Source organism: Samsonia erythrinae (assembly GCF_004342665.1).
GTDB lineage: Bacteria > Pseudomonadota > Gammaproteobacteria > Enterobacterales > Enterobacteriaceae > Samsonia > Samsonia erythrinae.
The window spans coordinates 143,578-165,230 of record NZ_SMBY01000002.1 but is presented as its reverse complement, the minus strand read 5'-3'; the positions used below and the strand labels follow the sequence as shown (position 1 = coordinate 165,230).

The window sequence follows — 21,653 nt, the reverse complement described above, 5'->3', positions numbered from 1 at the left end:
TCCCTCATCCTTAGCCATCCCAAATGCGAAAAAATCCCGGCAAGCGGAATTATTTATCCTTTAATTAACCTATTCTTATGCCATCTTTTTTTGAGACACACCGCCAAGCAGGGTGAAATACCCCGCCGTTGTGCCTTCTGATAATCAGAATGGTTAATTAATTCAGCATAATTTTTCCGTACCCTTGCCTCCGCGCAGACTTCGCCGGACGGATAGACTACGAAAATCTGTTTTATATTTATCTCATTGAACAGGCATGAAAAATTGAAAAAACATGCCTGCGGATACAAGAAAGTCAAGAGAGTATTTCGTATTGTAACAAAGGTGTCAACACGCCCTTAAGGGGAAATGTTCGGGCTTAGTTCATTGAAATACAGACGCATTTTCTCCTGTTTCGCGGAAAATCAGCCGCTGTTTCCCCCGCAGCAACTTTCCTGCTCGCCGTTCCCGAATAAGGGGTGCTCAGGTGTTGCAAATTCGCCCGGTTTCCGCCGGGAACATCGACTTTTCCTTACTCGTTCGGAGACCGTAAAACACACACCACCGGATAGCTTCAGATCCGCTAAAGCTAGAAATAAGAAAAAATTAATCAGTGACGCAACCTGTATTTTTTCTGAAGTTAGCAGACTATTCTAGCCTCAGTTAGCGAGGTCGTCGTCAGCGAGATAAGGTAGACTAGCGCTTCATCTTTCGACGACATTCACCTTGCAGCGTAGGCAAACTCACATGGTTAAACGCACAGTGTCCGCCAATAAATCGATCGATATGTACGCCGTCTATGTTTTTGTGACGATGGCGGAAGCAGGCAGCATGACGGCCGCCGCCGCACGGTTAGGCCTGACGCCCTCTGCCATTTCGCAGACGATCCGGTTATTGGAAGAAGATTTCGGCGTCAAATTGGTTAACCGGGCCCGTCGCCCCTTTGTCCTGACGCCCTACGGCATTGCGTTGAAAAACCGCGGTGAAATCCTGACGGAGGAGATCGCGAACCTGAAGGCTCAGGTGCTGGAAGCGGGAAAAGGGATTAAGCCCGACTTACGCATCGGCCTGGTGGATTCCTTTGCCATCACCTGCGGTTCGGTGTTTACCAAGAGTTTGATGAAGAGTTCATCGCAATTGCTGATTCGTACCGGGCTCAGCCCGCAGCAGGGCGAAGCGTTAATGCGCCGCGAGCTGGATATGATCGTCACCAGCGATCCGTTGATCGACAGCGATAGCGTGGTGCGCCATCAGCTGTTTTCCGAGGGCTATTTCATTATCACGCCGCCGGATTACCGCAAACGCATCAAAACCGTTGAGGACATCCGCGAACTTTCCGCCGCGCTGCCGCTGGTGCGCTTTAATCGGAATTCGCAGCTTGGGATGCAGATTGAGCGCTATCTGCGCCGCATTGATATCCGCGTACCGAACATGCTCGAATTTGATAATGCGGATACCTTAACGTCGATGGTGGCGGCGGGCATCGGTTGGGCGGTAACCACCCCGCTCAGTTTCCTGCAATCCATTGCCCACTCCCGCGAGGTGCTAACGCATATGCCGGAACAGCTGAACATCAAGCGCTCGCTATATATCGTCGGTCATCGTGATGAATACAGCGCATTCTTTGAAGAAGCCTGCGATGTCACGCATGACATTATTAAAACGGTATTTATTCCGAAACTAAAAACACTGAACCGCGGAATAGAGAAGCTGATTGAGATCAGCCCGGAGAATACAAAATAGCATTCAGGTGTCAGGTATAACTATTCACGATTGGGAGACAGAACAAAAATGGAGGAATATATCCCCCCGTAGCCATTTAACGATGTTTATTCAACGTTCGTCTCCCCCGAGAACGCTTTTTGCCACGATTTTAGCAAAATCGTAATGGGTTCGTGTTGCCTGAAAACGAGAAACAGGACAGACGATCCATAAGAAAATGATAGCGTTAATATTGAATCGATGTCATGCGCATCGAAAATAGAGAAAAGGAAGAAACCTATGTCAGCCAATATTCGTATTGAAGAAGACCTGTTAGGTAGCCGAGAAGTTCCTGCCGATGCGTATTACGGTATCCATACGCTGCGTGCGATTGAAAATTTTTATATCAGCAATAATACCATCAGCGATATTCCAGAATTCGTGCGCGCGATGGTCATGGTAAAAAAAGCGGCCGCACTGGCGAATAAAGAACTGCAAACCATCCCGCGTAAAATTGCTGATACCATTATTCAAGCGTGCGATGAAGTGCTGAACAACGGTAAATGTCTGGACCAGTTCCCTATTGATGTCTATCAAGGCGGTGCGGGGACGTCAGTCAACATGAACACCAACGAAGTGCTGGCGAATATCGGTCTGGAATTGATGGGCCATCAGAAAGGTGAATACCAATACCTGAACCCGAACGACCATCTGAATAAATGCCAGTCCACCAACGATGCTTACCCGACGGGCTTCCGTATCGCGGTGTACACCTCTATTCTGAAACTGGTCGAAGCGATTACCCAGTTGAGCGATGGTTTTGAGCGTAAAGCGAAAGAATTCGAAAATATCCTGAAAATGGGGCGCACCCAGTTACAGGACGCGGTGCCGATGACGCTTGGTCAGGAATTCCACGCATTCAACGTGCTGCTGAAAGAAGAAAACCGTAACCTGCTCCGCACCGCCGAATTGCTACTGGAAGTAAACCTGGGCGCCACCGCCATCGGTACGCGCCTGAATACGCCGGATGAATACCAGAAACTGGCCGTTCAGCATCTGGCAAAAGTCAGCGGCCTGCCTTGCGTGCCGGCTGAAGACCTGATCGAAGCCACTTCCGACTGCGGCGCTTACGTGATGGTGCATAGCGCCCTGAAACGCGTCGCGGTTAAACTGTCGAAGATCTGTAACGACCTGCGCCTGCTCTCTTCCGGCCCACGCGCTGGCCTGAACGAAATCAACCTGCCGGAATTGCAGGCGGGCTCGTCCATTATGCCGGCCAAAGTCAACCCGGTTGTCCCCGAAGTCGTTAATCAGGTGTGCTTTAAAGTCATCGGTAACGACACCTGCGTTACCATGGCAGCAGAAGCCGGTCAGTTGCAGTTGAACGTCATGGAGCCGGTGATCGGTCAGGCGATGTTCGAATCCATCCAGATTTTGTCTAACGCCTGCTACAACCTGCTGGAAAAATGCGTCGACGGCATCACCGCGAACAAAGACGTGTGCGAAGCCTATGTCTTCAACTCCATCGGGATTGTGACCTACCTGAACCCGTTCATCGGCCACCACAATGGCGATATCGTGGGTAAAATCTGTGCTGAAACCGGTAAGAGCGTGCGTGAAGTCGTACTGGAACGCGGCCTGCTTACGGAAGATCAGCTGGACGACATTTTCTCCATCCAGAACCTGATGCATCCGGCTTATAAAGCCAAGCGCTACACCGACGAAAACGAAGCGATATAATTATCGTCTCCCCGTTATCGCCGAGCCCAGGGTTGAAAAACCCTGGGTTTTTTAATACGTCGCGCCGTGCCTTCACGCCACAATGCGCCGACGGCGCAGAACATTATTCGTCGAAAAACCAATACCCCTGATTCACCAGCCCGGTTAATTCAGCCACAAAAGCCGGATTCTCCAGCGCCTTACCCAGCTCGTTTTTACCGAGAACGGTGTAACGACATAACGCATCAGCCGCTTCCGGTTCGGCCATCTCCAGCGGTTCGCTGTTAATGAAGTAGCTACCGCCCACTTCCAGCACTCGCAGCCCGCTCAGACGCGTTAACACATTGCCGTCCATCAGCGCCCCTAAAATCTCATCCGGCTCGTAAGGCGGTTCTGCCGGTGCGATATCCAGCTCATGGCGCGGCGTCGTGACAAAGCGACCGAACCACTGCTTAAGCACTTCCGGCTGGTTAATTACGTCGATCATCATCTCGCGCAAGCGGTCAAACTCATACGCCTCAACTCGCCCCGGATGTTCCCGACAAGTTAAATCAGGATCGCTATAGTGCTCACCGCCCAGATCGTTTTCCAGCACGTAGTCGGCAAAACTACTGATTAAATCCCTGCCGTTCGGCCCGCGGAACCCCACGGAGTAATTGAGCGCGGTTTCATGAGTGAAACCATCATGCGGGAATCCGGGCGGAATATAGAGAATATCGCCCGGCTCAAGATCTTCATCAATGATTGGCGGGAAAGGATCGACATGCAACAGCGCGGGATGAGGGCAGAATTGACGCATCGGCAGTTTGTCCCCCACGCGCCAACGCCGTCTGCCCATCCCCTGAATGATGAATACGTCGTACTGATCGATATGCGGCCCAACGCCGCCGCCCGGTACAGAAAAGGAGATCATCAGGTCATCTAAACGCCAGTCCGGCAACACCCGGAACGGGCGAACAAGTTCAGCAGACGGCGAATGCCAGTGATTCACGGCCTGAGCCAATAGCGACCACCCGGTTTCACCCAGATGATCAAAATGTTCAAACGGCCCGTTGCTGGCCTGCCACTGCCCCTCTTTATGGCTGACCAGACGACTATCTACCTCCACTTCCATTGCCAGACCGGCAAGCTCATCCGGCGTAATCGGATCGACAAAATCCGGGAAGGCGTTCTTCAATACAACGGGTTGTTTTTGCCAGTATTTTTCTAAGAATTCGGGCCAGTTAAGGTTAAGTTGGTAAGCCATGCGTTCACACCAGTGAGAAGATAAACAGGCGAATTATAAAGAAGATAATGACAGCACCGCTTTGTCATTGGTCAAGCCAGAGCCTTCAATAAGGCAAAAACGAAGACAGTGATAATAGTCATTTTTAACGCATTCCCGGGGCACTTCATACAGGGGCAGGCAAGGCGTTTGCGCCGCCACCCGGGAAAATCTACGGGCGCTCGCCTTGCGCCAGACGGCGATTAATGTCGGCAATCACATCCGGTAAGTCCGCCAGCATCTCCACCACATAATGCGCTCCGGCGGCGTAGAGCTTCTCGGCGGCATGTTTGCGGCGGATGGCGATGTCTTCGGCGCTCATCTGCTGATATTCCTCCCATGTGGCACCGAATTCATTACCGGAAACCGCCAGACCCACACTCCACATGCCGGCGTTTAACCCTTCGGTAATTCCAGGGGCGGAATCATCGACCTTGACGCAGTGGGCAACCGAATCGATGCCCAGCGCAATGACGTTTTGCAGCGCCATCCACGGGCCCGGACGTCCCCCGACGGCGAGGTCGTCCGTCGCCACCCAATAGTCAGGCGCATATCCCTGCCCGGCAGCAGCGGGCACCAACTTTTCCATTACAAGGTGCGGATAGCCGGAACAAGAGCCAATCTTTATACCTTCAGCGCGCAGTGCGGCAATTGTGTCGACAACGCCAACGATTGGCGCAGAAAAATCGACGACTTTAGCGATTTGCAGCGGCATAAAGGCGGCGTAAATTGCGTCGATATCCGCAGCGTTCATCGCGCGGCCAAACCTAGCCTGCCAGCGGGCATTCACGGCAGGAAGTTTACCCAGCGCTTCAATATGCTGCCATTTACCGAGGCCCATCGGCACCCGCGCCTCTTCGAGGGTAATCTCCATATCAAAAGCCTGCCGGAAGGCGTCAACGAAAATCTGCGTCGGTGCAAAGGAGCCAAAGTCGACGGTGGTGCCTGCCCAATCAAGAATAACGGCGTTAATACGGTTCATGGCGGTTCCTTAATGTTGCCAGTACATGGCGTTTTTGATGGCCGCCAGCAGGGCGGTGATGTCGGCGTTGTACACTTCGCCGATGTTGCCGATACGGAAGCAGTTGCTTTGCGACACCTTACCCGGATAGATCACGAATCCCTGATCTTTGAGCTGCTGATAGAAATCATCAAAACGGTACTGCGGCGCATCCGGGGAGTAAAACGCGGTGATGATCGGTGAATGAAGGCTATCGTCGAGCAGCGGCTGAAAGCCTAACGCGCGCATTCCCGCCACCAGGCGACGCTGGTTAGCGCTGTAGCGCTGATAGCGCGCACTCACTCCCCCTTCTTCCGCCAACTCCTTCAGCGCTTGAGCAAAGGCCAGCACGGTATGGGTCGGCGAAGTGAAGCGCCACTTGCCGTGGTTATCTTCCATGCAGCGCCACTGGGCGAAGAGGTCAAGCGACAGCGAGCGAGAACGGCCTTCGCAGGTTGCCAGTTCAGCTTCTCGTGCAATCACGAAGGCAAACCCCGGAACCCCCTGGATACATTTGTTGGCGGAGCTGATCAGATAATCGATATTCAGCGCGGCCACATCCATGGGAATGCCGCCAAAGCTACTCATGGCATCGACGATATAGCGTTTGTCATAGCGTCGGGCCAGTACCGCTACCTCATCAATTGGATTGAGCATCCCGGTCGTCGTCTCACTGTGTACCATCGCAATATGCGTGATCGCCGGGTCGGTTTGCAGGATCTGTTCGATCGCCTCCGCGTCCGGCCGCGCGACTTCGCCGCAGTCGTAAGAATGGTGCGCGATGCTCATCAGTTGCGCCATCTCGATCATACGTGCGCCATAGGCGCCATTGCTGATAATCAACACTTTTCCCTGCGCACCAATAGCGCTCCTGAGCACCGCTTCAACCGCATAGCTACCGCTGCCTTGCAGCAGCACTGAGGTGTAGCCGTCGGCAGGCGTCGCCAGCTTAACCAAGCGTTGGCGGATGTCCTGAACCACGCCGAGGTTGTAGTCGTCGTCCCAGGTGCAGCTATCAAATAACATCGCCTCTTTTACTGTACGAGAAGTGGTCAGCGGTCCGGGAGTTAGTAGCAAATAGTTTCGTAAAATCATTGTCGTCACATTTGGTATATACCAGATGCGTTTTATAATGACGATCGTCCCCTGAAAAGGTCAAAGGGAAAGTCGCGCTGCAACAAAAAATTCATCTGATTATGTATAATGACCGCATCAAATTCGGCCGCGAGCAAACATGAAATCACCCTCTGGCGAGACGCCGCAGTATCTGCTGATCAAAGCGCAACTTCAGGCGCGTATTCAAAACGGCGCGTTGAAAAGCGGCGACAAACTGCCGTCCGAGCGCGAGCTGTGCGCGCTGTTCAATACCACGCGTATTACCGTGCGCGAGAGTCTGGCGCAGCTTGAGGCCAGCGGCGTTATTTACCGCGCCGACCGCCGCGGCTGGTTTGTTACGCCGGAGCGTCTGTGGCTCGATCCGACGCAGAACACCAACTTCCATAAGCTGTGTCTGGAGCAGGGGCGGGAGCCGAAAACGGTGTTGCTGGAAGGTCGTTTAGCCGCCGTTCCGCTGGATGTGATGGCGCCGCTGGCGCTGCAACCGTTCGACCAGGTTTACCTGCTCACCCGCTTGCGCTATGCCGACGGGCGGGCGATCTGCTACTGCGAAAACCACTGTCTGCCCGCCAGGGTTCCGGAGCTGCTGCGCCACGATCTTAACGGCAGCCTGACCGAGATTTATCAGACCCGCTATGACCTGATATATACCAGTATGCATCTGTCGTTCTATCCTACCTCAATGCCGCCGCAGGCCGCCGAAGCGCTGGGGGTGATGGAAGGACGTCCGGCACTGCTGTTGCGTCGCCTCAATTACGATCAGCACGGGCGAATTCTTGATTACGATATCGAGTACTGGCGTCACGATAGCCTGCGTATTGAAGTCGATACCCATTGATTTAGCTGGTTCCATTTGTGGGATCTCCCCCGTGGCGCTGCGCTGTCCGGGCTATCTTCTGCAATCGGCTAGCCCGGACAGGCGCGTAAAGCGCCGCCTCCGGGGAAATCCTTAGCACAGGTTCAATACGCCTAAGCCGCCCTCCCGCTTTAATCCTTTCGACACACTTCATTCATTGTCTTGTCATAAGTCCCCGGTAGCGTAAACACTAAACTGGTATAGACCATAAAAATCACCACTCGATGAGATTGATATGATGAAACGACTCACCCGACTTGCTCTGCTATCCGTTACCGTACTCGCCAGCGCCCCGGTTTGGGCCGATGGCGTGGTGACCGTTTATTCCGCCGACGGCCTGCACGATGGCGACAACAGCTGGTATCAGAACCAGTTCGACACCTTTACGAAGACAACGGGCATTAAAGTGCAGTACGTCGAAGGCGGCTCCGGGGCGATTGTTGAGCGCCTGTCAAAAGAGCGCACGAATCCGCAGGCTGACGTGCTGGTCACGGTACCGCCGTTTATTCAACGCGCTGCCAAAGAGCAATTACTGGCCGAATTTAAACCACAAAGCAGCGAGTACATCCCGGGTGTCCACGATCGCTACTCGCCGCTGGTTAACAACTACCTGACCTTCATCTACAACAGCAAGCTATTGAAAGCCGCTCCGGCGAGTTGGCAGGATCTGCTCGATAGTCGCTTCAAGAACAAACTACAGTACTCGACGCCGGGCCAGGCGGGCGACGGTACTGCGGTGATGTTGCAGGCGTTTCACAGCCTTGGTGGCAAAGATGCAGGGTTCGACTATCTCGGCAAGCTCCAGGCCAATAACGTTGGGCCGTCTGCCTCCACCGGTAAGCTGACCGCGCTGGTCAACAAAGGCGAGCTGTACGTCGCTAACGGCGATCTGCAAATGAATCTGTCGCAAATGGCGCGTAACCCGAATGTGCAAATCTTTTGGCCAGCGGATGCGAAAGGGGAACGCAGCGCGCTGGCGCTACCCTATACCATCGGTCTGGTGCAAAACGGTCCGAACAGCGAGAATGGTAAAAAGCTGATCAACTTCCTGCTCGACAAACCCGCTCAGGCCAGCGTAAGTGCGCTTTCCTGGGGGCTGCCGGTGCGCAGCGACGTGGCTCCGGAAGACGCCAACTTTAAGGCGGCGAAAGCCGCGTTGAACGGCGTGAAGAGCTGGGAACCCAACTGGGACGATGTTGCGACTTCACTGTCGGCGGATATTGCCCGCTGGCATACAGTGACGGACAGCGAGTAGCGTGATGTTGATGAAAACGACCGCCTCTTACTCCCCGTCGCTGGCGGGAACGTCCGGGATTACTCTCGACTCGCTACGCGTTTCTTATCACGGCAATGTGGTACTGAAACCGCTGACATTATCCATTGAACCCGGCGAAGTGTTGGCGCTCATCGGCCCCTCCGGCTCAGGAAAAACCACGGTGCTGCGGGCGATAGCCGGGTTTGTGCAGCCCGCCGGCGGTCGGATTTTGATTGGCGACACCGATGTCACCCACCTGCCGCCGTATAAACGCGGTCTTGGCATGGTGGTGCAAAACTACGCCCTGTTCCCCCATATGAAGGTAGAAGATAACGTCGCCTTTGGCCTGCGGGCGCAGAAGCAACCGAAAGCGTCAATGGCGGAACGGGTAAATGAAGCCCTGAAAATCGTCGGCATGGCGGATTACGCCAGTCGCTATCCACACCAGCTTTCCGGCGGCCAACAACAGCGAGTCGCCATCGCCCGCGCCATCGCCGTTCGTCCGCGCGTATTGCTGCTTGATGAGCCGCTCTCAGCGCTGGATGCGCAAATCCGCCACAATATGGTGGAAGAAATTGCCCGTCTGCACCACGAACTGCCGGAGTTGACGATCCTCTATGTCACCCACGATCAGACTGAAGCCCTGACCCTGGCGGACAAGATTGGCATCATGAAAGATGGCTCGCTGATTGCCCACGGTGAAACCCATCAGCTTTACCACTATCCGCCCAATCGTTTTACAGCCGAGTTTCTGGGGCGCGCTAATATCCTGCAGGCGATGGTGTTAAAAGAGACTGCTGGGCCAGGATTGGTTAGCGTCAGCTGCGGCGGCAGATTAATTAACGCCTTCAGCCATGGCGGTCAGCGCGGCAGCAATAAACTGCTATGCATCCGTCCTCAGCATCTGAGCCTAGCGCCAAGAACGGCTGTCAGCAACCAGCTTAACGCGACCCTGTCGTCGGTGCACTGGCAGGGAGATTTGACCCACCTGCTATGCGACGTGGCGGGAGAAGCGGTGCGCATCGTGATGACCCACGTGAACCCGCTGCCGCGCGCGGGGGACCATCTGGCACTCTATTTTGAACCCAACGATGCGGTTCTGATCGAGGTATAACCATGTCGCAAACACTCACGTTTGTGCGCCCAGCCCTGAACCTGCGGCCCACTCTGTGGCTACTGCCGCCGCTGCTGGTGCTGGCGACCCTATTCTTCAACCCGCTACTGCTGATCGCCGAGCAGGCGCTGCGCGATACCAGCGGCACCCTGAGTATGGAAACCTTCTGGCAGGTGGTGGCCTCCCCGCGCTTTATCAGCGCATTACTCAATACCCTGCAAATCGCGGTTTTCGCAACGCTGGGTTGCCTGCTGCTCGGCAGCGTGCTGGCGCTGATTCTGGTGTTTATCCCGTTTCCTGGTAACCAGTTGATTAGCCGGGTGATTGATACCTTTATTGCCCTGCCGACTTTTCTCATCACCCTGGCTTTCACCTTTATCTACGGTTCGGCGGGACTGCTTAACGGCACGCTGATGTCGTTGTTTGCTTTCGAACTGCCACCGGTCGATTTTCTCTACTCCATTCACGGAGTGATCCTGGCGGAAATCACCGTTTTCACCCCGCTGGTGATGCGCCCACTGATGGCCGGGCTACGGCAGATTGATAAAAGCCAGCTAGAGGCGGCAAGTATGCTCGGTGCCCATCCGTTGCGAGTTATCGGCCAGGTGATTTTTCCGGCGGTACTTCCGGCGCTGATGGCGGGCGGCAGCCTGTGCCTGCTGTTGACCACTAACGAGTTCGGCATCGTGCTGTTTATCGGCGCCAAAGGGGTCAATACCCTGCCGATGATGGTTTACAGTAAGGCTATTCTCGAATCGGACTACAGCGTGGCCTGCATGATTGCACTGATTAATATTCTGCTTTCGCTGGGGCTGTTCACGCTCTATCGGCTGGCTGCCGCACGTACCGGCATGAGGAACTAACGATGTTGATTTGGTCGCGTAAAGGCCGTACGGTAGCGGGCGCACTGGCGGTGACGCTGTTTACCGGTTTTTTTCTTTTGCCGCTGGCGGTGATTTTGATGTCCAGTCTGAGCCAGCAGTGGAACGGCCTACTGCCGTCCGGCTTTACCCTCGGGCATTTCGTTAACGCATTTCGTGGGGCGGCGTGGGATGCACTCTTTTCCAGCCTGATAGTCGGTTTTTGTGCCAGCCTGTTCGCGCTGCTATGCGGAATGTGGGCGGCGCTGGCTCTGCGCCAGTACGGTGCGAAGCTGCAAAAATACCTTGGGCTAGCGTTCTATTTGCCGAGCGCCATTCCCTCAGTGTCCGTGGGGCTAGGTATTCTGGTGGCTTTCAGTCACGGCCCGCTACAGATGAACGGCACCTTCTGGATCGTACTGGCGGCGCACTTCGTGCTGATTTCAGCATTTACCTTCAGTAACGTTTCTACCGGTCTGGCGCGGATTCCCGCCGATATCGAACATGTCGCCTCCAGCCTCGGGGCATCGCCGTGGTATCGCCTGCGTTATATAACGCTGCCGCTGATGAGCCCGTGGATGATCTCCGCGCTGGCGCTGAGCCTGTCGCTGTCGATGGGCGAACTGGGCGCGACGGTGATGATCTATCCACCGGGCTGGACGACGCTGCCGGTCACGATTTTCAGCCTCACCGACCGCGGCAACATTGCCGATGGCTCGGCGCTGACCATTGTATTAGTGGGCGTTACGCTGTTGCTGATGATTAAGCTTGAGCGCATCGCCCGCCGGCTTGGCCAGAGATAAAAGCGCAAAACGGTCGAACAATGCCCTTGTTGTTGGGTGATGACAGGGGAAAACGATCTGGCGGAAATGCGGCGGGGATATACAGAACTGTTGGTCGGCGATCGTCGGTAAGATCCGTTTATCTGCTCCCTTGATGGCTTCATCTCTTCTAACAGAACGAATGCCTGTCGGGATAACGGCACCAGATGTTCAGGCACTTCTTTGCGCTTTCCCGCTGGGTGTCTTCCCTTCAACAGTGGCAATTGTATCTCATCCCGTTGCTCTCTGGCCTTCGCCAGCGAGATCGGCGGATAGGCACCGAACGCAATCCGGCTTTCCTTACCTTCAAAGCGGTAGTTGAGATACCAGCTCTTAGAGCCGTTAGGACTCACCAAAAGATACAGGCTATGCGCGCGCGTCCGCAAGCTTATAGGCTTTATCATGGGCTTAGCGGTACGGGCAACAACGTCAGTCAGTGCCATAATTGGGGGGCAACTCATAATCGAAGTGAATTGACCCTCATCTTGACCCCCAAATCCTCTGGATGTCAATGGACGAAAAAAGACCACTGTGGATAAAACAGACAAAATCGCAGAGAGGAGAATGAAATTAAAATCTTTATATTACAGGTATATGTGGACGTTATTGAACGATTATGGACATAAAAAAAGCCACCCTGAGGTGACTTGATTTTCATACGATGGTGCCGAAGGCCGGACTCGAACCGGCACGTATTTCTACGGTTGATTTTGAATCAACTGCGTCTACCGATTTCGCCACTTCGGCACGAAGAGGTATGCGGAAAACGGGTGCATTATACCGTTTGACGGCCCATGCGCAACGTTAATCCACTCGCTGTCGAGTTAAGTGCTGAAAAAATCATCTTTGCGCCGCGTGTTGACCCTATCGCTTTCTACATCAACCGGTAACCTGATGACAAATAAAAAACGCAGGGCAGTTAACTCACCACCCTGCGCTTTCTGACTCGTTTGATGCTATCGGCGTTTTAGCAGCAGCATGATGCTGATAATCAGGAATACTGCACTGGGCAGAATCGCGCCGATTATTGGTGGGATGCCATAGACCAGGCTGAGTGGCCGGAAAATCTCATTTAGCAGGTAGAAGAGGAAGCCGAAACTGATGCCTATCACGATACGTGAACCCGCGGAGACGCTGCGCAGCGGGCCAAAGATGAAAGAAACCGCCATGAGCATCATCACCGCGACGGAGACGGGAGCAAAGATTTTGCTCCACATGTTCAGCTGGTAGCGGCTCGACTCCTGTCCGCTTTGTTTCAGATAGTTGGCATAATCATGCAACCCGCGGATCGACAGCGCATCCGGCTCCAGCGCCACGACACCCAGCTTATCGGGCGTCAGGTTGGTTTTCCATTCGCCGCTGAGCGTCTGGCTGCCGCCAATCTGTTTACCGTCGCTCAAATCCGATTCATCGACCTGTGACAGCTTCCAGACATTCCTGTCTTTTTCAAACTCGGCGGAGGCTGCGTAGCGCACAGAGAGCAGTTTGTTGCGATCGTCGAAGTGGTAGATATTGACGCCAGACAGCGTTTTATCGCCGACGACGCGTTCAATATAGATAAAATCATTGCCGTCTTTTGCCCACAACCCGCCCTGCGTAGAGATCATCGACCCACCGGAGATCATCTGCGAACGGTAGTTACGCGCCATCTGTTCCCCTTGCGGCGACACCCACTCGCCAATCGCCATCGTCAGCAACACCAGCGGGATCGCGGTTTTCATCACGGCGCTCGCAATCTGCAAGCGGGTAAAGCCGGAAGCCTGCATCACCACCAGTTCACTGCGGGTCGCAAGCTGACCCAGCCCGAGCAACGCGCCAAGCAGCGCTGCCATCGGGAAGAAGATCTCAATATCTTTGGGTACGCTGAGCAGCGTGTACAGCCCCGCTCCCAGAGCTGTGTACTCGCCCTGCCCGACTTTACGTAGTTGATCGACAAACTTGATGATGCCGGAAAGCGATACCAGCATGAACAGCGTCGTCATGATGGTGGTGAAGATCGTTTTACCAATATAGCGGTCCAAGACACCGAACATCAGGCCGCTCCTTGTGTTTTAAGGGGGCGAGGCGCAAAGCGAGCACGTAATTTACGCATCGGCACGGTATCCCACAGGTTAAGCATGACCGCGATACCGAAGTACACCAGATTCGTCAGCCATATCCATATCATCGGATCGATTTTTCCTTTACCGGCGTTAGACCGCAGCGAGCTTTGCAGCAGGAAGAAAATCAGATACAACAGCATCGCGGGTAACATGCTCAGCACCCGGCCCTGACGTGGGTTCACCACGCTCAACGGCACGACCATCAGCGCCATGATCAGCACCGAAAGAATTAACGTCAGTCGCCAGTGGAACTCGGCGCGCGCATCGTGGGCATTCGAATGCCAGAGCGTTCGCATATCCATTTGCTGCACGTCGCTATTATTCAGCGTCACCGTTTGGTGACCAATCACGGCCTGATAGTTGGTGAAATCCGTGATACGAAAATCACGCAACAACGCCGTGCCTTCGTAGCGCGAACCGTTATCCAGCGTCACAACCTGCGCACCGTCTTCGTTTTGTTTGATGTGACCGCGATCGGCCACGACAACCGAAGGCCGCGCGTTACCGCTTGGACGCAACTGTGCCAGAAAGACGTGCTCAAACGCCGATCCTTTGACATCACCGACAAACAGCACCGCGTTGCCGCCCTGAGCGGACTGGAACTGCCCTTCCACCAGCGCCGCCATACCGGGGTTCGCCTTCGCTTCAGCCAGTACTTCTTCCTGATGCCGCGACGACCACGGGCTGAGCCACGTGACGTTAATGGTTGCCACGATCGCGGTTAGCACCGCCAGAACTAAAGCGGCTTTCAGCAGCACGCGTTTGCCCAGCCCGCAGGCGTGCATAACGGTGATCTCGCTTTCTGTGTAAAGGCGGCCAAACGTCATCAATACGCCAAGAAACAAACTTAATGGCAGGATGAGTTGCACCATCTCCGGCACGCCCAGCCCCAACAGGGAGATAACCAAATTTGTCGGGATTTCGCCATCAACGGCCGCGCCCAGTATCCGCACTAATTTCTGGCAAAAGAAAATCAGTAACAGAATGAAAAGGATGGCCAATTGGCTCTTAAAAGTTTCCCGTACCAGATATCGAATGATGATCACGCTTAATTACGCCTGTGAAAACTTGTCTTTTTGCAGGAAAATCGATAGTTTCTTCGCTAACGCGCCATTTATACTCATTTTTGGCAGCCTTCTTAACTAAAACTATACCTTAAATAATTCGAGAGGCATGAAGGCGGCGACACAATCTCCCCCAGACGCTCATCAAAGCCAAAGCGACTGGGATGAGCAAGGACGAATCGGCTAAGCCGATTTGAACGCCGCCTGCGGCGGCCTGTCAGGGCGGGACTCAGAGATGAGCCGAGTATCGCCAACGCACATACAGCTTGAAATATAATGGGTATATTAGAACATATTGCGTTTGAGCTGTTGTATCAGAACCTGCTTATAGTCGCCAAACAGGTTCGTTATGTCGTTAAGATTAACACAGGTTATGTTAACGCAGCGGCGGGAAAGTATCACGGAATGTCACATTTTAACCGTTTCCCCGCCTTTGTCCTTAAGATTCAGGAGAGTACATGGAGTTCAGCGTAAAAAGCGGTAGCCCGGAAAAACAACGCAGTGCCTGCATTGTCGTCGGCGTGTTTGAACCGCGTCGTCTGTCCCCTATCGCCGAACAACTCGATAAAATCAGCGACGGCTATATCAGCGCGTTGCTTCGCCGTGGTGAACTGGAAGGCAAAGTAGGGCAATCACTGCTCTTGCACCATGTACCCAACATTCTTTCCGAGCGCATTTTGCTGATTGGCTGCGGTAAAGAGCGCGAGCTCGATGAGCGTCAGTACAAACAGGTCATCCAGAAAACGATCAACGCCCTGAATGAAACCGGCTCAATGGAAGCCGTCTGCTTCCTGACCGAGTTGCATGTGAAAGGTCGCAACACCTACTGGAAAGTGCGTCAGGCGGTCGAAACCGCGAAAGAGACGCTGTACACTTTCGATCAGCTCAAGAGCAATAAGGTCGAATTGCGCCGTCCGCTGCGCAAAATGGTGTTTAACGTGCCGACGCGCCGTGAGCTGACCAGCGGCGAACGCGCCATTCAGCACGGTCTGGCGATTGCGGCAGGGATCAAAGCGGCGAAAGATCTCGGTAACATGCCGCCGAATATCTGTAATGCCGCCTATCTGGCTTCACAAGCGCGTCAACTGGCCGACACCTACAGCCAGAATATTATCACCCGTGTGATTGGCGAACAGCAGATGAAAGAGCTAGGCATGAATGCCTATCTGGCGGTTGGTCAGGGCTCACAGAATGAATCGCTGATGTCCGTGATCGAATATAAAGGCGATCCGAACCCGGAAACCCGTCCAATCGTGCTGGTGGGTAAAGGGCTGACGTTCGATTCCGGCGGCATCTCCATCAAACCTGCCGACAGCATGGACGAAATGAAATACGACATGTGCGGCGCGGCGACGGTCTACGGCGTGATGCGCATGGCGGCGGAACTGGCGCTACCGTTGAATATCATCGGCGTACTGGCGGGGTGTGAAAACATGGTCGACGGACGCGCATACCGTCCGGGCGATGTGCTGACTACAATGTCCGGTCAAACGGTAGAAGTCCTGAACACCGATGCGGAAGGCCGTTTGGTCTTGTGTGATACGCTGACCTACGTTGAACGCTATGAGCCGGACGTGGTAATTGACGTGGCGACGCTGACCGGCGCGTGCGTGATTGCGCTGGGACACCACATCACCGGGCTGATGGCGAACCACAATCCACTGGCGCACGAGCTGTTGAGCGCGTCCGAGCAGTCTGGCGACCGCGCATGGCGTCTACCGCTGACCGACGAATTCCAGGAACAGCTGGAGTCCAATTTTGCCGATATGGCGAATATTGGTGGCCGTCCTGGCGGGGCGATTACCGCCGGCTGCTTCCTGTCGCGTTTTACGCGCAAGTACAGCTGGGCGCATCTGGATATCGCGGGCACCGCATGGCGTTCCGGCAAAGCCAAAGGCGCGACGGGTCGTCCGGTGGCGCTGCTATCACAGTTCCTGCTTAACCGTGCGGGGCAGAACGACGTAGAATAAGGCTTTCACGTCAACGACGGTGACCAACGCCGGCGATTGCCTTATCCTTATAAGTAACTGTCTTATGGGCCGGACTCTCCGGCCCTTATCAATAGTGTAAATCATGAAAAACGCAACGTTCTATCTTCTCGAACACGACAGCAAAAGCGGTGAGCTCAGCGCCCATGAGGCGCTGGCATGCGATCTGGCGGCAGAACGTTGGCGAGCAGGAAAGCGCGTACTGATTGCCTGCGAAGACGAGCAGCAGGCCATCAGGCTGGACGAGGCACTGTGGCAACGCGACCCCAACGCGTTCGTGCCGCATAATCTGGCTGGCGAAGGGCCGCGTCAGGGTGCGCCGGTCGAACTGGCATGGCCGCAGCGACGCGGCAATGCGCCACGGGATCTGTTGATCAGCCTGTTGCCGCAGTTCGCAGATTTTGCCACCGCTTTCCATGAAGTGATAGACTTTGTCCCTTACGACGAATCCTTAAAACAGTTGGCGCGCGACCGCTATAAAGCCTATCGCAGCGTCGGCTTCCGATTGACCACGGCTACGCCGCCAACTCACTGAATTTTGAGCATAATGGAAACGAAATATAACCCGCAAGATATCGAGCAGCCGCTCTACGAACACTGGGAAAAGCAAGGCTACTTCAAGCCGCACGGCGATACGAGTAAAGACAGTTTCAGCATCATGATCCCGCCGCCCAACGTCACCGGAAGCTTGCATATGGGCCATGCTTTTCAGCAAACCATTATGGATACGTTGATCCGCTATCAGCGTATGCAGGGCAAAAATACCCTGTGGCAGGCGGGCACAGACCACGCCGGTATCGCCACGCAGATGGTCGTTGAGCGCAAAATCGCCGCAGAAGAAGGCAAAACTCGCCATGACTATGGTCGTGACGCATTCATCGACAAAATCTGGCAGTGGAAAGGCGAATCCGGCGGCAACATTACCAATCAGATGCGTCGTCTGGGCAACTCCGTTGACTGGGAGCGCGAGCGCTTCACGATGGATGAAGGCCTGTCCAACGCAGTGAAAGAAGTTTTCGTCCGTCTGTATAAAGAAGACCTGATTTACCGCGGCAAGCGTCTGGTGAACTGGGATCCGAAGCTGCGCACTGCGATTTCCGATCTGGAAGTTGAAAACCGCGAAATGAAAGGGTCGATGTGGCACCTGCGCTATCCATTGGCCGACGGTGTGAAAACCGCTGAAGGGAAAGACTATCTGGTCGTCGCCACCACCCGCCCGGAAACCATGCTGGGTGATACCGGCGTCGCCGTTAACCCGGAAGATCCGCGTTATAAAGATCTGATCGGCAAAGAGGTGATCCTGCCGCTGGTTGGTCGTCGTATTCCGATCGTTGGCGATGAACATGCCGATATGGAAAAAGGCACCGGCTGCGTGAAGATCACGCCGGCGCACGACTTCAACGACTACGAAGTCGGTAAACGCCACCAGTTGCCGATGGTCAACATCCTGACGTTCGACGGTGACATCCGCCAGAGTGCTGAAATTTTTGATACCAATGGCGAAGTCAGCACCGTTTACAGCAGCGAAATTCCGGAAGCCTTCCAGGGTCTGGAGCGTTTTGCCGCACGCAAAGCGCTGGTAGTCGCCTTTGATGAGCTCGGCCTGCTGGAAGAGATCAAAGCGCACGATCTGACCGTTCCTTACGGCGACCGTGGTGGCGTCGTCATTGAACCAATGCTGACCGACCAGTGGTACGTGCGTGCTGCCGTGCTGGCTAAACCGGCGGTGGAAGCGGTGGAGGATGGTCGCATCCAGTTCGTGCCCAAACAGTACGAAAACATGTATTTCAGTTGGATGCGCGACATTCAGGACTGGTGTATTTCTCGTCAGTTGTGGTGGGGTCACCGTATCCCGGCCTGGTACGATGCCAATGGCAACGTCTACGTTGGCCGTAACGAAGCGGAAGTACGGAGTGAAAACCACCTCGCTGATGATGTCGTACTGAATCAGGATGAAGACGTGCTGGATACCTGGTTCTCATCCGGTCTGTGGACGTTCTCTACGCTGGGTTGGCCGGAGCAAACGCCGGAGCTGAAAGCCTTCCACCCAAGCAGCGTGATGGTCAGCGGCTTCGACATCATCTTTTTCTGGATTGCCCGCATGATCATGCTGACCATGCATTTCATCAAAGATGAAAACGGCAACCCGCAGGTGCCTTTCCACACCGTCTACATGACCGGTTTGATCCGCGATGAAGAAGGTCAGAAAATGTCCAAAACCAAAGGGAACGTTATCGACCCGCTGGATATGGTGGACGGCATTTCGTTGGAAGCCCTGCTGGAAAAACGTACCGGCAACATGATGCAGCCGCAGTTGGCGGAGAAAATCCGCAAGCGTACCGCAAAACAGTTCCCGAACGGCATCGAGCCGCACGGTACAGACGCCCTGCGCTTCACGCTGGCGGCGCTGGCCTCCACTGGCCGCGATATCAACTGGGACATGAAGCGTCTGGAAGGCTATCGCAACTTCTGTAACAAGTTGTGGAACGCCAGTCGTTTTGTGCTGATGAATACTGAAGATCAGGACTGCGGCTTTGGCGCTGGCGAGAAAGTGCTATCGCTGGCTGACCGCTGGATTCTGGCGGAATTCAACCGCACGGTAAAAGCCTATCGCGAGGCGCTGGATAGCTATCGCTTTGATATTGCGGCCAACATTCTGTATGAATTCACCTGGAACCAGTTCTGTGACTGGTATCTGGAACTGACGAAGCCCGTGATGAACGGCGGCTCGGAAGCGGAGCTACGCGGTACGCGTCATACGCTGGTGACCGTACTGGAAGCGTTGCTGCGTCTGGCGCACCCGATTATTCCGTTCATTACCGAAACCATCTGGCTACGCGTTAAGGCCCTGAAAGGCATCAACGCCGACACCATCATGCTGCAACCGTTCCCTGAGTTCGACGCCGCGCAGGAAGATACGCTGGCGCTGAACGATCTGGAGTGGATCAAGCAGGCGATTATCGCGGTACGTAATATTCGTGCGGAAATGAACATCGCACCGGGTAAACCGCTGGAAGTCTTACTACGTGATGCCAACGCTGAAGCACAGCGTCGAGTGGAAGAGAACCGCAGCTTTATCCAAACGCTGGCGCGTCTGGAAAGCATTACGCTGTTGCCTGCGGGCGACAAAGGTCCGGTTTCCGTCACGAAGCTCATCGATGGCGCCGAGCTGTTGATCCCGATGGCGGGCCTGATCGATAAAGCGGCAGAGCTGGATCGTCTGGCGAAAGAAGTGGCGAAAATCGAAACCGAGATTGGCCGCATCGAAAGCAAACTGTCCAACGAAGGCTTTGTGGCACGCGCACCGGAAGCGGTTGTCGCCAAAGAGCGTGAAAAACTGGACGGCTACGCCGTAGCAAAAGCCAAACTGCTGGAACAGCAAACGGTAATCGCTGCGCTGTAATCCCCCCCCTTCTGGCCCTGATAGCGATGTCAGGGCTTTTTTGTCTGCCAAATCCGTCGACTTCAATCCTCCCCATTCCGCGTAACCTTGCTATAGTTAATCGAGTGATACCTATCACATTGTCCACGTCACATCATGACAAAATAAAAACACGGTCAGGGTCGCAGCGGGGAAGAACATGGAATATTACGGGTATGTGTTATTAAAATTCATTATCGGCTTTACCATTGTCATTACCCATTTAAACTTATCGGGTAAAACTCAGCTGTCGCAAATGACCCCGGTTGACTTTATCGGTAATTTTATATTGGGGGGTATTATTGGCGGTGTTATCTATAGCGATAACATTCCTCTCTATCAATACATTCTTGTATTACTGATTGGCGTCAGCCTTATTTCCCTTTTAAACTCCATCAGCAAAAGAATCTATTTCTTCCGCTCCGTCAGCATTGGTGACCCCATTCCTATTATCAAAAAAGGCCAATTCCTGATGGAAAACATTCTGCAAAAGAAGAATAAAATAGACATCATCAACGTGGCTTCACAACTTCATGTTCAAGGGATCAGCGCTTTCCAACAGGTGAACTATGCCCAAATCGAACCCAATGGGCAGCTTAGCGTAATTTGTGAAGGTACGGAAATGCCATCGGTGATCGTGATTAAAGATGGTAAACCCAGAAAGAATGATTTATGCCGAATCGAAAAAGATGAGGATTGGCTCCTAAACGAAATCGCACAGCGAAGTATCGAACTAGATAATATCTATTTGGCTGAATTCTGGAAAGGTGATCTCATGTTTATATTATACGATGGCACCGTCGTCAAATAGCTGCGGGGAGCGTTCAGCATTCTGTGTCACGGTAAAATCATTACAGCGACGTTATTCAGTCGCCCGTCAAAATAGATGGCTAACTGCGACAATGTCAAATTCCAGTTCTGGAGCGGTATTGTCCACTTCTCATATGCATTCATCAGTTCTTTTGTCACCGCTTCACCATATTGAACCTGCATATCGGCGGCGTAGATTATCAGATAGCTGGCCAATTCGTTACACTCAGCGGCAGTCATAGCGCCCGGATCACCGAACACGCTTCTGTTCTCATTCCAGCACATCGCTGTGCCTTGAACTCCTCCGCCGCTGCAACGATCTGTTTCTGCCCGTTCTGATCCTTATCTTCCTGCGGAACACCAGCGACTTTTTTCTCAATGATGTCACTCAGCGCATTAATTTCCACCGCATTTTGCCTGACTGTGCACCCGCGACCGCGTTGGTGGTTGAGTCACCCACTGTACCGGCCGCCAGACCGCCTGCCAAAGGCAAAAGGGTCGTGACTATTGGGCGTGGTAAACAGGTCATTGAGACGAAACTGAGATTTTGACATACAGCTAAAAAACCCCGACCTGTTTTAGG

General features: G+C 53.9%; 19 protein-coding genes, 1 tRNA gene and 1 pseudogene. 11 read left to right on the top strand and 10 right to left on the bottom strand.

The genetic code is table 11. The features are described 5' to 3' along the window. Nucleotides 1-726: 726 nt before the first annotated feature. Together EDC54_RS05135 and aspA are read left to right on the top strand one after the other, a co-directional pair. Complete coding sequence (locus tag EDC54_RS05135; protein WP_132453944.1) at nucleotides 727-1,722, top strand: LysR family transcriptional regulator; 996 nt, start codon at nucleotides 727-729, stop codon at nucleotides 1,720-1,722. A gap of 258 nt (nucleotides 1,723-1,980) precedes the next feature. Beyond that, on the top strand, nucleotides 1,981-3,420 hold the full coding sequence (aspA, locus tag EDC54_RS05130; RefSeq protein WP_132453942.1) for an aspartate ammonia-lyase: 1,440 nt from the start codon (nucleotides 1,981-1,983) through the stop codon (nucleotides 3,418-3,420). Between the two features lie 103 nt (nucleotides 3,421-3,523). Here the strand turns inward: aspA and EDC54_RS05125 are convergent, their stop codons facing one another. The 3 genes from EDC54_RS05125 to phnW all read right to left on the bottom strand — a co-directional run bounded on the left by EDC54_RS05125 (nucleotide 3,524) and on the right by phnW (nucleotide 6,758). Beyond that, on the bottom strand, nucleotides 3,524-4,645 hold the full coding sequence (locus EDC54_RS05125; protein WP_132453940.1) for a ribosomal protein uL16 3-hydroxylase: 1,122 nt from the start codon (nucleotides 4,643-4,645) through the stop codon (nucleotides 3,524-3,526). Nucleotides 4,646-4,835: 190 nt separating this feature from the next. Continuing rightward, entirely contained in the window at nucleotides 4,836-5,645 is an 810-nt protein-coding gene (gene phnX, locus EDC54_RS05120) for a phosphonoacetaldehyde hydrolase (protein ID WP_132453938.1), read from the bottom strand. Between the two features lie 9 nt (nucleotides 5,646-5,654). After that, nucleotides 5,655-6,758, bottom strand: coding sequence for a 2-aminoethylphosphonate--pyruvate transaminase (phnW, locus tag EDC54_RS05115; protein ID WP_132453936.1), 1,104 nt, complete (start codon nucleotides 6,756-6,758; stop codon nucleotides 5,655-5,657). 139 nt (nucleotides 6,759-6,897) lie between these two features. Here phnW and phnR point away from each other — a divergent pair, with 139 nt between their 5' ends. From phnR to phnV, 5 genes are all read left to right on the top strand, one after another. After that, a complete protein-coding gene (gene phnR, locus EDC54_RS05110; RefSeq protein ID WP_132453934.1) occupies nucleotides 6,898-7,617 on the top strand; it encodes a phosphonate utilization transcriptional regulator PhnR in 720 nt (239 codons plus the stop codon). 256 nt (nucleotides 7,618-7,873) lie between these two features. After that, complete coding sequence (gene phnS / locus EDC54_RS05105; RefSeq protein WP_132454432.1) at nucleotides 7,874-8,890, top strand: 2-aminoethylphosphonate ABC transporter substrate-binding protein; 1,017 nt, start codon at nucleotides 7,874-7,876, stop codon at nucleotides 8,888-8,890. 4 nt (nucleotides 8,891-8,894) lie between these two features. Beyond that, the gene (gene phnT, locus EDC54_RS05100; protein WP_132453932.1) at nucleotides 8,895-10,004 is read left to right on the top strand and encodes a 2-aminoethylphosphonate ABC transport system ATP-binding subunit PhnT; all 1,110 of its coding nucleotides are present in this window, start codon (nucleotides 8,895-8,897) and stop codon (nucleotides 10,002-10,004) included. Between the two features lie 2 nt (nucleotides 10,005-10,006). Beyond that, nucleotides 10,007-10,867: a 2-aminoethylphosphonate ABC transporter permease subunit gene (gene phnU / locus EDC54_RS05095; protein ID WP_132453930.1), complete on the top strand. Its 861-nt coding sequence runs from the start codon at nucleotides 10,007-10,009 to the stop codon at nucleotides 10,865-10,867. A gap of 2 nt (nucleotides 10,868-10,869) precedes the next feature. After that, nucleotides 10,870-11,667, top strand: a complete 798-nt coding sequence (gene phnV, locus EDC54_RS05090) for a 2-aminoethylphosphonate ABC transport system, membrane component PhnV (RefSeq protein ID WP_132453928.1) — start codon at nucleotides 10,870-10,872, stop codon at nucleotides 11,665-11,667. A 209-nt stretch (nucleotides 11,668-11,876) separates the two neighbouring features. Here phnV and EDC54_RS05085 read toward each other — a convergent pair. From EDC54_RS05085 to lptF, 4 genes and pseudogenes are all read right to left on the bottom strand, one after another. Continuing rightward, nucleotides 11,877-12,128, bottom strand: a pseudogene (locus EDC54_RS05085) (Arm DNA-binding domain-containing protein); the annotation flags it as partial. Nucleotides 12,129-12,347: 219 nt separating this feature from the next. Next, nucleotides 12,348-12,432: transfer RNA gene (locus tag EDC54_RS05080), tRNA-Leu, on the bottom strand. 209 nt (nucleotides 12,433-12,641) lie between these two features. Continuing rightward, a complete protein-coding gene (gene lptG, locus EDC54_RS05075; protein ID WP_132453926.1) occupies nucleotides 12,642-13,718 on the bottom strand; it encodes an LPS export ABC transporter permease LptG in 1,077 nt (358 codons plus the stop codon). Next, nucleotides 13,718-14,833 (bottom strand): LPS export ABC transporter permease LptF, encoded by a 1,116-nt coding sequence (gene lptF, locus EDC54_RS05070; protein WP_132453924.1) that lies wholly within the window; start codon nucleotides 14,831-14,833, stop codon nucleotides 13,718-13,720. Before lptF ends, lptG begins: the two co-directional genes overlap by 1 nt. Before the next feature lie 476 nt (nucleotides 14,834-15,309). Between lptF and pepA the strand changes: the two genes are divergently transcribed. The 4 genes from pepA to EDC54_RS05050 all read left to right on the top strand — a co-directional run bounded on the left by pepA (nucleotide 15,310) and on the right by EDC54_RS05050 (nucleotide 21,071). Beyond that, a complete protein-coding gene (gene pepA / locus EDC54_RS05065) occupies nucleotides 15,310-16,821 on the top strand; it encodes a leucyl aminopeptidase (RefSeq protein ID WP_010284628.1) in 1,512 nt (503 codons plus the stop codon). 103 nt (nucleotides 16,822-16,924) lie between these two features. Continuing rightward, nucleotides 16,925-17,374: a DNA polymerase III subunit chi gene (locus EDC54_RS05060; protein WP_132453922.1), complete on the top strand. Its 450-nt coding sequence runs from the start codon at nucleotides 16,925-16,927 to the stop codon at nucleotides 17,372-17,374. 12 nt (nucleotides 17,375-17,386) lie between these two features. Next, nucleotides 17,387-20,242, top strand: coding sequence for a valine--tRNA ligase (locus EDC54_RS05055; protein ID WP_132453920.1), 2,856 nt, complete (start codon nucleotides 17,387-17,389; stop codon nucleotides 20,240-20,242). 178 nt (nucleotides 20,243-20,420) lie between these two features. Beyond that, entirely contained in the window at nucleotides 20,421-21,071 is a 651-nt protein-coding gene (locus EDC54_RS05050; RefSeq protein ID WP_132453918.1) for a DUF421 domain-containing protein, read from the top strand. A gap of 26 nt (nucleotides 21,072-21,097) precedes the next feature. Here the strand turns inward: EDC54_RS05050 and EDC54_RS05045 are convergent, their stop codons facing one another. The 3 genes from EDC54_RS05045 to EDC54_RS18220 are packed head-to-tail and all read right to left on the bottom strand — an operon-like array spanning nucleotide 21,098 to nucleotide 21,599. Further along, nucleotides 21,098-21,310 carry a hypothetical protein gene (locus tag EDC54_RS05045; protein WP_132453916.1) on the bottom strand — a complete coding sequence of 71 codons (213 nt, stop codon included), beginning with the start codon at nucleotides 21,308-21,310 and terminating at the stop codon, nucleotides 21,098-21,100. Beyond that, the gene (locus EDC54_RS18005; protein ID WP_165904273.1) at nucleotides 21,307-21,477 is read right to left on the bottom strand and encodes a hypothetical protein; all 171 of its coding nucleotides are present in this window, start codon (nucleotides 21,475-21,477) and stop codon (nucleotides 21,307-21,309) included. Before EDC54_RS18005 ends, EDC54_RS05045 begins: the two co-directional genes overlap by 4 nt. After that, nucleotides 21,459-21,599: a VENN motif pre-toxin domain-containing protein gene (locus tag EDC54_RS18220; RefSeq protein WP_165904272.1), complete on the bottom strand. Its 141-nt coding sequence runs from the start codon at nucleotides 21,597-21,599 to the stop codon at nucleotides 21,459-21,461. Before EDC54_RS18220 ends, EDC54_RS18005 begins: the two co-directional genes overlap by 19 nt. Between the last annotated feature and the right edge of the window lie 54 nt (nucleotides 21,600-21,653).